General features: G+C 62.3%; 10 protein-coding genes. 5 read left to right on the forward strand and 5 right to left on the reverse strand.

Translation table 11 applies throughout. The annotated features are described in order from the left end of the window. Positions 1-238 precede the first annotated feature (238 nt). On the forward strand, positions 239-520 hold the full coding sequence (locus AC1RGE_RS12685; protein ID WP_003440137.1) for an HU family DNA-binding protein: 282 nt from the start codon (positions 239-241) through the stop codon (positions 518-520). Positions 521-614: 94 nt separating this feature from the next. On the opposite strand, the gene rlmF is transcribed toward AC1RGE_RS12685, so the two are convergent. From rlmF to AC1RGE_RS12710, 5 genes are all read right to left on the reverse strand, one after another. Then, a complete protein-coding gene (gene rlmF / locus AC1RGE_RS12690) occupies positions 615-1,640 on the reverse strand; it encodes a 23S rRNA (adenine(1618)-N(6))-methyltransferase RlmF (protein ID WP_492584389.1) in 1,026 nt (341 codons plus the stop codon). A 204-nt stretch (positions 1,641-1,844) separates the two neighbouring features. Beyond that, the gene (locus AC1RGE_RS12695; RefSeq protein ID WP_492584391.1) at positions 1,845-4,691 is read right to left on the reverse strand and encodes a valine--tRNA ligase; all 2,847 of its coding nucleotides are present in this window, start codon (positions 4,689-4,691) and stop codon (positions 1,845-1,847) included. A gap of 119 nt (positions 4,692-4,810) precedes the next feature. Further along, positions 4,811-5,299, reverse strand: a complete 489-nt coding sequence (locus tag AC1RGE_RS12700; RefSeq protein WP_053156481.1) for a hypothetical protein — start codon at positions 5,297-5,299, stop codon at positions 4,811-4,813. Between the two features lie 7 nt (positions 5,300-5,306). Beyond that, positions 5,307-5,735 carry a DNA polymerase III subunit chi gene (locus AC1RGE_RS12705; protein WP_015634262.1) on the reverse strand — a complete coding sequence of 143 codons (429 nt, stop codon included), beginning with the start codon at positions 5,733-5,735 and terminating at the stop codon, positions 5,307-5,309. A gap of 60 nt (positions 5,736-5,795) precedes the next feature. Further along, a complete protein-coding gene (locus AC1RGE_RS12710; RefSeq protein WP_011059416.1) occupies positions 5,796-7,286 on the reverse strand; it encodes a leucyl aminopeptidase in 1,491 nt (496 codons plus the stop codon). 306 nt (positions 7,287-7,592) lie between these two features. On the opposite strand from AC1RGE_RS12710, the gene lptF reads away from it, so the two are divergent. From lptF to lepB, 4 genes are all read left to right on the forward strand, one after another. Then, positions 7,593-8,711, forward strand: coding sequence for an LPS export ABC transporter permease LptF (gene lptF / locus AC1RGE_RS12715; RefSeq protein ID WP_015634263.1), 1,119 nt, complete (start codon positions 7,593-7,595; stop codon positions 8,709-8,711). Then, positions 8,704-9,765: an LPS export ABC transporter permease LptG gene (gene lptG / locus AC1RGE_RS12720; protein WP_011059418.1), complete on the forward strand. Its 1,062-nt coding sequence runs from the start codon at positions 8,704-8,706 to the stop codon at positions 9,763-9,765. Before lptF ends, lptG begins: the two co-directional genes overlap by 8 nt. 168 nt (positions 9,766-9,933) lie before the next feature. Then, entirely contained in the window at positions 9,934-11,733 is a 1,800-nt protein-coding gene (lepA, locus tag AC1RGE_RS12725) for a translation elongation factor 4 (protein WP_011059419.1), read from the forward strand. A gap of 5 nt (positions 11,734-11,738) precedes the next feature. Beyond that, positions 11,739-12,593, forward strand: a complete 855-nt coding sequence (lepB, locus tag AC1RGE_RS12730; RefSeq protein ID WP_492584393.1) for a signal peptidase I — start codon at positions 11,739-11,741, stop codon at positions 12,591-12,593. Positions 12,594-12,671 lie beyond the last annotated feature (78 nt).

Below are 12,671 nucleotides of genomic sequence, written 5' to 3' on the forward strand. Positions count from 1 at the left end.
ATGGCTAGGTAGAGGCGGATATTTCCCCGTCTGTGTGCTAGTTTTGCCCCGTCTTACGCGATGTCTCAGCGTTAAGCGTGCATTCAGCATTTGTCGGGTCGAACCAAACCCTGATTTCGGTATCTATAACCCCGATCTGTCGTGGTTGTAACCGGGGTGCCAGATTCACAAGATCTGGCTCGATGGCTGACACTGCACTCTGCAATCCAAATGAATTTGATAGGGAAGGAACACCACAATGGCTATTACTAAAGACCAACTGATCGCTGATATCGCTGAAGCTATCGACGCGCCGAAAACCACCGCGCGTAACGCCCTGGACCAACTGGCTCAGATCGTTGCTGATCAATTGGAAAATGGCGGCGAAATCACTCTGCCAGGTATCGGCAAACTGAAAGTGACCGAGCGTCCTGCCCGTACTGGCCGTAACCCATCGACTGGCGCTGCCATCGAAATCGCTGCCAAGAAAGTTATCAAGCTGGTTGTGGCTAAAGGCCTGACCGACGCTGTTAACAAGTAATACTTGCAGTGAAACCGTGCTCAGAAGTCTTCCGGGCACGGTTTGTGTGATACCGATTCACGCAAGGTGAATCGTCTTTGAATTCCCCGCCTCTCTAGTTCTTCCTAACCCAGCGTTCCTGACCCCAGGCCTGTTGCTGTGCCTTGTCCTTGAAGGTCCAGGCGACGAAGCGGCTCTGTTTCTGCCCCTGGGACATTTCCACCACCTGGCTTTCCAGGGCTCCGGCCTTTTTCAGCGCGCTTTCAATCGCCGGCAGGTTAGAGGCCTTCGACACCAGGGTGCTGAACCACAGTACCTGTTGGCCGACGCTGGCGCTTTCACTGATCAACTGGCTGACAAAGCGGATCTCGCCGCCTTCGCACCAGAGCTCCCGGGCCTGCCCGCCGAAATTCAGCACCGGCAATTTGCGCTTGGGGTCGGCCTTGCCCAGGGCCCGCCATTTACGCTGGCTGCCGCGGGTGGCTTCGTCCAGGGAGGCATGGAAGGGCGGGTTGCACATCGTCAGGTCGAAACGCTCGGTGCTGTCCAGCAGGCCGGTGAGGATCTGCTTGGGATTGCCCTGCTGGCGCAGGCTGATGGCCTTGTTCAAGTCGTTGGCCTGGACAATCGCCTTGGCCGCGGCCAGGGCGGTGCTGTCGATGTCCGAGCCGAGGAACTGCCAGCGGTAGTCGCTGTAGCCGATCAGGGGGTAGATGCAGTTGGCGCCGACGCCGACATCCAGGACCCGCACGGCCGCGCCACGAGGGATTTCACCCTGGTTGTGGCTGGCCAGCAGATCGGCGAGGAAGTGCACATAGTCAGCGCGACCGGGCACTGGTGGGCAGAGGAAGTCCGCCGGAATATCCCAGTGGGCGATGCCGTAGAAGGCCTTGAGCAGGGCCCGGTTGAATACCCGCACGGCGGCCGGGTCGGCAAAGTCGATGCTTTCCTTGCCGTAGGGATTGAGGATCACGAACTGCCCCAACTCCGGGGTGCTCTTGATCAGTTGCGGGAAGTCGTAACGCCCCTGGTGACGATTGCGCGGATGCAGGCTGGCCTTTTCCCGGGGCGTGGCGGCTTTGGCTGGGGAGGCAGGCTTGGGTTTTTTGCGCGCAGGCTTGGGGGTGTTGGGGGCGGTCATGGGGGATCGATTCGGGGCTGGTTCAAAGTGGCGGGCATTGTCCCATATCTTGCGGCGTTGGGGCGGGAGGCTTCGCCGCCGGCAAGCCGGCTCCTGGCAAACCACCGCGTAACGCTTTCGCTGGCTTGCCAGCGAAAGCGATTTGCCGCCAATAAAAAAGGGAGGCCTTTGCGGCCTCCCTCTTTCACACTGCGCGAATCGCCGTTACAGGCTGGAGATCCGTGCGTGCTGCTCCGCCAGCTTGCCCAGGGCCTGTTCGGCCTCGGCCAGTTTGGCGCGTTCCTTCTCGATCACTTCGGCCGGGGCCTTGTCGACGAAGGCCGGGTTGGACAGCTTGCCGCCCACGCGTTGCACTTCGCCTTGCAGGCGCTGGATTTCCTTGTCCAGGCGCGCCAGTTCGGCGCCCTTGTCGATCAGGCCGGCCATCGGCACCAGCACTTCCATCTCGCCCACCAGCGCCGTGGCGGACAGCGGTGCTTCGTCGCCGGCAGCCAACACAGTGATGGACTCGAGACGGGCCAGCTTCTTCAGCAAGGCTTCGTTCTCGGTCAGGCGACGCTGGTCTTCGGCGCTGACGTTCTTCAGGAACAGGGCCAGGGGCTTGCCCGGGCCGATGTTCATTTCCGCGCGAATGTTGCGCGTGCCGAGCATCAGGCCCTTGAGCCATTCGATGTCGTCCTCGGCGCCTTGGTCGATGCGGGTTTCGTTAGCCACCGGCCAAGGTTGCAGCATGATGGTCTTGCCGGTGCTGCCTGCCAACGGCGCCAGGCGCTGCCAGATTTCCTCGGTGATGAACGGCATGAACGGATGCGCCAGGCGCAGCGCCACTTCCAGCACGCGCACCAGGGTGCGACGGGTGCCGCGCTGGCGTTCAACCGGCGAGTTCTCGTCCCACAGCACGGGCTTGGACAGCTCCAGGTACCAGTCGCAGTACTGGTTCCAGATGAACTCGTACAGGGCCTGGGCGGCCAGGTCGAAACGGAACTGGTCGAGTTGGCGGGTGACTTCGGCTTCAGTGCGCTGCAGCTGCGAGATGATCCAGCGGTCCGCCAGGGACAGCTCGTAAGCTTCGCCGTTCTGGCCGCAGTCTTCGCCCTTGTCCAGTACGTAGCGCGCGGCGTTCCAGATCTTGTTGCAGAAGTTGCGGTAACCCTCGACGCGGCCCATGTCGAACTTGATGTCGCGACCAGTGGTGGCCAGGGAGCAGAAGGTGAAGCGCAGGGCGTCGGTGCCGTAGCTGGCGATGCCGTCGGCGAATTCGGCGCGGGTCTGCTTCTCGATGGCTTTCTGCAGTTTGGGCTGCATCAGGCCGGTGGTGCGCTTCTGCACCAGGGTTTCCAGGTCAATACCGTCGATGATGTCCAGCGGGTCGAGGACGTTGCCCTTGGACTTGGACATCTTCTGGCCCTGGCCGTCGCGGACCAGGCCGTGCACGTACACGGTCTTGAACGGAACCTGCGGCGTGCCGTCTTCGTTCTTCACCAGGTGCATGGTGAGCATGATCATCCGGGCGACCCAGAAGAAAATGATGTCGAAGCCGGTGACCAGCACGTCGGTGGGGTGGAAGGTCTTGAGGAAGTCGGTCTGCTCCGGCCAGCCCAGGGTGGAGAAGGTCCACAGCCCCGAACTGAACCAAGTGTCGAGCACGTCGTTGTCCTGCTGCAGGGCAACGTCCGGGCCGAGGTTGTGCTTGGCCCGTACTTCCGCTTCGTCGCGGCCGACATAGACCTTGCCCGACTCGTCGTACCAGGCCGGAATGCGGTGGCCCCACCACAGCTGGCGGCTGATGCACCAGTCCTGGATGTCGCGCATCCAGGAGAAATACATGTTCTCGTACTGCTTGGGCACGAAGGCGATGCGGCCGTCTTCCACAGCGGCGATGGCAGGTTCTGCCAGCGGCTTGGTGGAGACATACCACTGGTCGGTCAGCCACGGCTCGATGACGGTGCCGGAACGGTCGCCCTTCGGCACTTTCAGCGCGTGGTCGTCGACGCTCACCAGCAGGCCGGCGGCGTCGAACGCGGCAACGATCTGCTTGCGTGCTTCGAAGCGGTCCAGGCCCACGTACTCGGCCGGGATCTTGCCGTCGACGCTGTCGTTCAGGCTGCCGTCCAGGTTGAACACCTGGCAGGCCGGCAGTACGGCGGCGTTCTTGTCGAAGATGTTGAGCAGCGGCAGGTTGTGGCGCTTGCCGACTTCATAGTCGTTGAAGTCGTGGGCCGGGGTGATCTTCACGCAGCCGGTGCCGAACTCGGGGTCGCAGTAATCGTCGGCGATGATCGGGATGCGGCGGCCCACCAGGGGCAGCTCGACGAATTTGCCGATCAGGGCCTTGTAGCGCTCGTCTTCAGGGTTCACCGCGACGGCGGAGTCACCGAGCATGGTTTCCGGACGGGTGGTGGCGACGATCAGGTAGTCGTTGCCTTCGGCTGTCTTGGCGCCGTCGGCCAGCGGGTACTTGAGGTTCCACAGGAAACCCTTCTCGTCGTGGTTTTCCACTTCGAGGTCGGAAATCGCCGTGTGCAGCTTGGTGTCCCAGTTCACCAGGCGCTTGCCGCGGTAGATCAGGCCGTCTTCGTGCAAGCGCACGAAGGCTTCCTTCACCGCTTCCGAGAGGCCGTCGTCCATGGTGAAGCGCTCGCGGCTCCAGTCGACGGAGGAGCCCAGGCGGCGGATCTGGCGGCTGATGTTGCCCCCGGACTGATCCTTCCATTCCCAGACTTTCTCGAGGAATTTTTCCCGGCCCAGGTCATGGCGATTCTGGCCCTGGGCTTCGATCTGGCGCTCCACCAGCATTTGCGTGGCGATACCGGCGTGGTCGGTGCCCGGCTGCCACAGGGTGTTGCGACCCTGCATGCGGCGGAAACGGATCAGGGCGTCCATGATCGCGTTGTTGAAGCCGTGGCCCATGTGCAGGCTGCCGGTGACGTTCGGCGGCGGGATCATGATGGTGTAGGAGTCGCCCGCGCCTTGCGGGGCGAAGTAGTTCTCGGACTCCCAGGTCTGGTACCAGGAAGTTTCAATGGCGTGCGGCTGGTAGGTCTTATCCATGCGCGGCGGGACCCTATTGGCATTTATTCAGGAAAAGCCGGGAAGTATAGCGGAGGGGGGCGGCAGCAAGCCACCAGCGGCAAGCGACAAGATGGCCCGGCCCGGCTTTTGCGTGTGGCTTATGGTTTGCCGCTGGTGGTCGCTGCGAGCAGGCGTTCCAGGCGGGCGTCGAGGCGACGCTTGATCTCGGTTTCGATATGCGGCGCGAAGTCGTCGATCACGTCCTGCATGATCAGTTGTGCGGCAGCGCGCAGTTCGCTGTCCAGGTGCAGCAAGGCATCGGCGTTGTTGCTGGCGGTGGCAGGCTTGGCGACGGGGGCCGCCGCTGCAGGTGCTGGAGCGGGTGTTGCCGCTTGAGCCGGCGCGGGGGTGGCCACTTGCGCCGGGGCTGGCGCGGGTTGCGCCTTGGCGGGTGCGGCAGGAGCGGCTTGGGCAGCGGCCGGCTGCTGGTTGCCCACCATGTCGAACAGCAGGGGAATCTGTACTTCGCTGCTGACGGTCTCGGTCAGCAGTGGCGGTTGCAGGTTTTCATCGCCGAGCAGTTTACGGATCGACTCGAGGTCATCCAGCAGGTGCGCGGGCTTTTGCAGCGGATTGGGAGTGTCCATCGGGTGCTCAGAGTCGCTGTAAACGGTGATCTTGCAGAGGATAGCCCTGTTCGCGATAGAAACGGAAACTCTCGCGGGCCGCCTGACGAATAGCGGGGTCTTCCACCACCACCTCGGCAATCCGGGCAAAACGCGGGGCGAAGGCCGGCACTTTCAGGTCCAGGTTCACCAGCAGGTCATTGTGGGGGCCGGGGTCCTGGCCGAGGCCGAGGACGATCAGGCTTTCGGGTTCGCTTTCCGCCGGGCCGTGGGGGACGAAGGTTTCGCCCTTGAAGCGCCACAGGCGGGCATCGAGCTCGTCCCGTTGCTCTGCATCGCTGCAATGCAGGTAGATGCGGTGGCCCATGCGCCAGGCCTTGTCGGTGAGCTTGCAGGCAAAATCCAGGCGCGCCGCAGGGTCCGCGCTGGGAAGAATATAGAAGTCGACTTTGGTCATTGGGCTTCCTGAGCCGAGGAGGGCTCCGCCTTCATGCGGCGCCCCCTGCGGTCATGGTTTTCAGGCTTTGGCGCGGTCCAGCAGGTATTGGGTCAGCAGGGGGACCGGACGGCCAGTGGCGCCCTTGTCCTTGCCACCGCTGGTCCAGGCAGTGCCGGCGATGTCCAGGTGCGCCCAGTTGAGGTTCTTGGTGAAGCGCGAGAGGAAGCAGGCGGCGGTGATGGTGCCGGCCTTTGGCCCGCCGATGTTGGCGATGTCGGCGAACGGGCTGTCCAGTTGCTCCTGGTACTCGTCGAACAACGGCAGTTGCCAGGCGCGGTCGTCGGCTTGCTGGCCGGCGCTGAGCAGTTGGCCGATCAGTTCGTCGTTGTTGCCCAGCAGGCCCGAAGTATGGGCGCCCAGGGCGACCACGCAGGCACCGGTGAGGGTGGCAATATCGATCACGGCCTGTGGCTTGAAGCGCTCGGAGTAGGTCAGGGCATCGCACAGCACCAGGCGGCCTTCGGCGTCGGTGTTGAGGATCTCCACGGTCTGCCCGCTCATGGTGGTGACGATGTCGCCAGGGCGCGCGGCGCCACCGCTGGGCATGTTCTCGGCGCAGGCCAGGATGCACACCAGGTTGATCGGCAGCTTCAGCTCCAGCACGGCGCGCAGGGTGCCGAACACGCTGGCGGCGCCGCCCATGTCGTACTTCATTTCATCCATGCCGGCGCCCGGCTTGAGGCTGATGCCGCCGGTGTCGAAAGTGATGCCCTTGCCCACCAGGGCGAACGGCTTCTCGGACTTCTTGCCGCCGTTGTACTGCATGACGATCAGGCGTGGCGGCTGGTCGCTGCCCTGGCCCACGGCATAGAACGAGCCCATGCCCAGTTCCTTGATCTTCTTCTCGTCGAGGACCTCGACCTTCAGGCCCTTGAACTCCTTGCCCAGGGCCTTGGCCTGTTCGCCGAGGAAGGTCGGGTGGCAGACGTTCGGCGGCAGGTTGCCCAGGTCGCGGGTAAAGGCCATGCCGTTGGCGATGGCCTGGGCATGGGTCACGCCGCGCTGGACTTCGGCTTCGGCGGCCTTGATGGTCAGCAGGGTGATTTTCTTCAGGGCGCGGGGCTCGGCCTTCTGGCTCTTGTAGCGGTCGAAGACATAACCACCGTCCACCAGGGTTTCCGCCAGCAGGCGGGTCTTGCCGTAGCTGTCGCGGCCCTTGACCACGACTTCATCCAGCGCCAGCACGGCGTCGCTGCCGCCCAGGCCCTTGAGGGTGGTGAGCACGCCGCTGATGATCTTGCGGAACGGGCGGTCGCCCAGTTCGCCGTCCTTGCCGGTGCCTACCAGCAGCACCCGCTCGGCCTTGAGCTTGGCCACACCGTGCAGCAGCAGGCTCTGGCCGACCTTGCCGGCCAGGTCGCCGCGCTTGAGTACGGCGCTGATGGCGCCGCCGCTGAGTTCGTCGAGTTGCTTGGCAACGTTGCCGAGTTTGCGGCCTTCGCCGACGGCGACCACCAGGGTGGCGGTCTTCAACGTTTCCGGGCTAACGCTTTTTACAACCAGTTCCATGTCTGGGTCCCTGAATAAATGGTCAAAGAGCGCAGGAGGCTGTCCTGCGCCGAGCTTATCTATATAGAAGAAGACGCCGCATGCTGCCGACGACAAAGCCGCCAGTTTGAACCTCGCCGGTCGCGGCTGACAACCCTCGCATGGGCCAGTTTCGGCGCATTAGAGCGCTGGGTGAGCATCCTCCGTGACAGGCGCGCGCAATCACAGGATAATGCGCCATCTTTTTTCGGCGGCCCTGCGTCTGGGGCCGGCTCGATACGTTTGCTTGTTCGGCCGCCTTAGCCTGACAACCCTGGAGTGTCTGGTTTGATCGTCTTTCGTTATCTGTCCCGCGAAATCCTGCTGACCCTGAGTGCCGTGAGCGCGGTATTGCTGGTCATCATCATGAGCGGGCGCTTCGTCAAGTTCCTCGCGCAAGCCGCCTCGGGGGCCCTGGATCCGGGCTCGCTGTTCCTGATCATGGGGTTTCGCCTGCCGGGCTTCTTGCAACTGATCCTGCCCCTGGGGCTGTTCCTCGGCATTCTCCTGGCTTACGGCCGGCTCTATCTCGAAAGCGAGATGACCGTGCTGTCGGCCACCGGCATGAGCCAGCAGCGCCTGTTGGGCATAACCATGATCCCGGCGGCCCTGGTGGCCCTGCTGGTGGCCTGGCTGAGCCTGAGCCTGGCGCCCCAGGGTGCCAACCAGTTCCAGCTGTTGCTGAACAAGCAGGATGCCCTGACCGAGTTCGACACGCTGGTGGCGGGGCGCTTCCAGGCGCTCAACGACGGTACCCGGGTCACCTACACCGAGCAGTTGTCCGAAGACCGAACCAACCTGGGCGGCGTGTTCATTTCCGAGAAGCGCCTGGGCCAGCAGAAAAAGGACGAGGGCATTTCGGTGCTGGTGGCCGAGAAGGGCCATCAGGACATTCGCCCCGACGGCAATCGCTACCTGATCCTGGAAAACGGCTATCGCTATGACGGCAACCCGGGCGAGGCCAACTACCGGGTGATCAAGTACGACACCTACGGTGTTTTGCTGGAGCGTCCGGACGTCAGCGACGAAGTCACCGATCGCGATGCCATGCCCACCGCTGACCTGATCGGCAAGGATGACCTGCGAGCCCGTGCCGAGCTGCAATGGCGCCTGTCCCTGCCATTGCTGGTGTTCATCGTGACACTGATGGCGGTGCCGTTGTCCCGGGTGAACCCGCGCCAGGGCCGCTTCCTCAAGCTGATCCCGGCGATCCTGCTGTACATGGCTTACCTGACCATCCTGATCGCCGTGCGCGGTGCACTGGAGAAGGGCAAGATTTCCCCGGCCCTGGGGCTGTGGTGGGTGCACCTACTGTTTCTGTTGATCGGCCTCGGCCTGATGTATTGGGAGCCGATGCGCTTGAAAATGGCGAGTCGTCGCAGCGTGAAGGAGATGGCTCGTGGTTAAGCTCGATCGCTACATCGGTAGCAGTGTGTTCATGGCTATCCTGGCGGTCCTGGGGATCATCCTCGGGCTGGCCTCGCTGTTTGCCTTCATCGATGAGATGGGGGCTGTCAACGAAACGTATACCGTGGTGGATGTAATGAGCTACGTGGCCCTCACTGCGCCGCGTCGGGTCTATGAAATGCTGCCGATGGCAGGCCTGATCGGCTGCCTGATCGGCCTTGGCAGCCTGGCCAGTAACAGCGAGTTGACCATCATGCGCGCGGCCGGTGTATCGGTGGGCCGTATTGTCTGGGCGGTCATGAAACCCATGCTGGTGCTGATGCTGGTGGGCGTGCTGGTGGGCGAATACGTAGCGCCGGCCACCGAGACCCAGGCCCAGGCCAGTCGGGCCCTGGCCCAGGGTTCCGGCGATGCCCAGAGTTCCAAGCACGGCCTGTGGCACCGCCAGGGCGATGAATTCATCCATATCAACGCAGTGCAGCCCAATGGCCTGCTCTATGGCGTGACCCGCTACCACTTCGATGACCAGCGCCACATGCTGTCGTCGAGTTTTGCCCGCCAGGCCCGTTTCCACGAGGACTACTGGCAGCTGACGGATGTCACCACCACCTACTTCCGCGACGGTCATACCGAAGTCATCAGCGTGCCCGGCGAACGTTGGGATGTGGCCTTGAGCCCGCAACTGCTGAGCACTGTGGTGATGGCGCCGGAATCCCTGTCCATCAGCGGCCTGTGGGGCTACATCCACTACCTGGCCGACCAGGGCCTGAACAACGGTCGCTACTGGCTGGCGTTCTGGGTCAAGGTCCTGCAGCCGCTGGTGACGGCGGCGCTGGTATTGATGGCCATTTCCTTCATTTTCGGTCCGCTGCGTTCGGTGACCCTGGGTCAGCGGGTATTCACCGGCGTACTGGTGGGTTTCACCTTCCGCATCGCCCAGGATCTGCTGGGCCCTTCGAGCCTGGTATTTGGCTTTTCGCCGCTGTTCGCGGTGCTGGTGCCTGCGGGTATCTGCGCGGTGGCGGGCGTCTGGCTGTTGCGCCGGGCCGGCTGATTCCGCGGCTTTGCCAGGGTCTTGACGTAACGCCCCGGTCCTTGGATCGGGGCGTTTTTGCATTTGACAAACGCTGACAGGCGAGCGTGACGCTTGTGCCGAGTATCAGGTACAATTCCCGGCTATTTTTCGGCGGGCCATGCCTGCAGCCTTTTTGAGTGTTCATCCGTGAGTGATTTGAGTCATATCCGCAATTTCTCCATCATCGCCCACATTGACCATGGCAAGTCGACTCTGGCCGATCGCTTCATCCAGATGTGCGGCGGCCTGGCCGAGCGCGAAATGGAAGCCCAGGTTCTGGATTCCATGGACCTTGAGCGTGAGCGCGGGATCACCATCAAGGCCCACAGCGTCACCCTCTATTACAAGGCCCGCGACGGCATTACCTACCAGCTGAACTTCATTGACACCCCGGGCCACGTGGACTTCACCTACGAAGTCAGCCGTTCCCTGGCGGCCTGTGAAGGTGCATTGCTGGTGGTGGACGCCGGCCAGGGCGTCGAAGCCCAGTCGGTTGCCAACTGCTACACCGCCATCGAGCAAGGCCTGGAAGTGATGCCGGTGCTGAACAAGATCGACCTGCCACAGGCCGATCCTGAGCGGGTCAAGGAAGAGATCGAGAAGATCATCGGTATCGATGCCACCGACGCCGTGACCTGCAGCGCCAAGACCGGCCTGGGCGTGGACGAGGTGCTCGAGCGTCTGGTGACCACCATTCCGGCACCGACCGGCAACATCGAAGACCCGCTGCAAGCCCTGATCATCGACTCCTGGTTCGACAACTACCTGGGCGTCGTGTCCCTGGTACGTGTACGTCATGGCCGGGTGAAGAAGGGCGACAAGATCTTGGTGAAATCCACCGGCAAGATCCACCTGGTGGACAGCGTTGGTGTATTCAACCCGAAACACACCGCCACCACCGACCTCAAGGCCGGTGAAGTGGGCTTCATCATCGCGGGCATCAAGGACATTCACGGCGCGCCCGTGGGTGACACCCTGACCCTGAGCTCGACCCCGGACGTTGAAGTGCTGCCGGGTTTCAAGCGCATCCAGCCCCAGGTCTACGCCGGCCTGTTCCCGGTCAGCTCCGACGACTTCGAGGATTTCCGCGAAGCGTTGCAGAAGCTCACCCTCAACGACTCTTCCCTGCAGTACACCCCGGAAAGCTCCGACGCCCTGGGCTTCGGCTTCCGCTGCGGGTTCCTCGGCATGCTGCACATGGAGATCATCCAGGAGCGCCTGGAGCGCGAGTACGACCTGGACCTGATCACCACCGCACCGACGGTAATCTTCGAGCTGCAACTGAAGAACGGTGAAACGATCTACGTCGACAACCCGTCCAAGCTTCCGGATCTGTCGGCGATCGAAGACATGCGCGAGCCGATCGTGCGGGCCAATATTCTTGTGCCGCAAGAGCACCTGGGCAACGTCATAACCCTGTGCATCGAGAAGCGCGGCGTGCAGCACGACATGCTGTTCCTCGGCAGCCAGGTCCAGGTGACCTACGACCTGCCGATGAACGAAGTGGTCCTGGACTTCTTCGACCGCCTGAAATCCACCAGCCGCGGCTATGCTTCGCTGGATTACCATTTCGATCGTTACCAGTCGGCTAATCTGGTGAAACTGGATGTGCTGATCAACGGTGAGAAGGTCGACGCCCTGGCGTTGATCGTGCACCGTGACAACGCCCACTACAAAGGGCGCGCGCTGACCGAAAAGATGAAAGAACTGATTCCTCGGCAGATGTTTGACGTGGCAATCCAGGCCGCCATTGGCGGGCAGATTGTGGCGCGGACAACCGTCAAGGCACTCAGAAAGAACGTACTGGCCAAATGCTACGGCGGCGACGTTAGCCGTAAGCGCAAGCTGTTGGAAAAGCAGAAGGCCGGTAAGAAACGCATGAAGCAAGTGGGCAACGTGGAAATTCCACAAGAAGCCTTCCTTGCCGTGCTCAGGTTGGATAGTTAGGTCCTATGTCACTAAATTTCCCGCTGTTGCTGGTCATCGCTGTCTTCGTTTGCGGTCTCTTGGCGTTGCTCGACCTGGTGTTCCTGGCACCGCGCCGGCGTGCCGCCATTGCCAACTATCAGGGCAGCGTCAGCCAGCCGGACGGGGTGGTGGTCGAGAAGCTCGGCAAAGAGCCGCTGCTGGTTGAATACGGCAAGTCGTTCTTTCCGGTGCTGTTCATCGTCCTGGTGCTGCGTTCGTTCCTGGTGGAGCCGTTCCAGATTCCATCGGGCTCGATGAAGCCGACCCTGGATGTGGGCGACTTCATCCTGGTGAACAAGTTTTCCTACGGGATCCGCTTGCCGGTGATCGACAAGAAGGTCATCGAAGTCGGTGATCCGCAGCGCGGCGATGTGATGGTGTTCCGCTACCCAAGCGATCCGAACGTCAACTACATCAAGCGTGTGGTCGGCCTGCCGGGTGATGAAGTGCGCTACACCAGCGACAAGCACCTGTTCGTCAACGGTCAGCCGGTGGCGGAGCAACTGGTGGGGGCTGAACCCGGCACCTTGGGCAGCGCCGAGCTGTACAAGGAAAAACTGGGCGCCGCCGAGCACTTGATCCGCAAGGAAATGAGCCGTTACCGGGCAACCCCGGACGGTCGCTGGGTGGTGCCGGCCGGGCACTACTTCATGATGGGCGACAACCGCGACAACTCTAACGACAGTCGCTACTGGGACGATCCAAGTATTCCCAAGGACCTGCTGGGCATGGTTCCCGACAAGAATATCGTCGGCAAGGCCTTCGCAGTCTGGATGAGCTGGCCCGAACCGAAACTCAGCCACCTGCCGAATTTCTCGCGGGTTGGCCTGATCAAGTAATCACACGCGGCGCTGTTGAACACAGCGCCGAATGCTTTTCTGGCTCTTGTATAAAACGGCCTTGCCCTTGGGCGACCC

This window comes from Pseudomonas sp. GW823-FHT02C05 (assembly GCF_058797595.1).

Excerpts from the sequence above, each read along its gene's own strand:
- AC1RGE_RS12705 (WP_015634262.1), bottom strand. The coding sequence starts at position 5,735 with ATGACCAAAGTCGACTTCTATATTCTTCCCAGCGCGGACCCTGCGGCG.
- AC1RGE_RS12695 (WP_492584391.1), bottom strand. The coding sequence starts at position 4,691 with ATGGATAAGACCTACCAGCCGCACGCCATTGAAACTTCCTGGTACCAG.
- lepB (WP_492584393.1), top strand. The coding sequence starts at position 11,739 with ATGTCACTAAATTTCCCGCTGTTGCTGGTCATCGCTGTCTTCGTTTGC.
- AC1RGE_RS12685 (WP_003440137.1), top strand. The coding sequence starts at position 239 with ATGGCTATTACTAAAGACCAACTGATCGCTGATATCGCTGAAGCTATC.
- rlmF (WP_492584389.1), bottom strand. The coding sequence starts at position 1,640 with ATGACCGCCCCCAACACCCCCAAGCCTGCGCGCAAAAAACCCAAGCCT.
- AC1RGE_RS12700 (WP_053156481.1), bottom strand. The coding sequence starts at position 5,299 with ATGGACACTCCCAATCCGCTGCAAAAGCCCGCGCACCTGCTGGATGAC.
- AC1RGE_RS12710 (WP_011059416.1), bottom strand. The coding sequence starts at position 7,286 with ATGGAACTGGTTGTAAAAAGCGTTAGCCCGGAAACGTTGAAGACCGCC.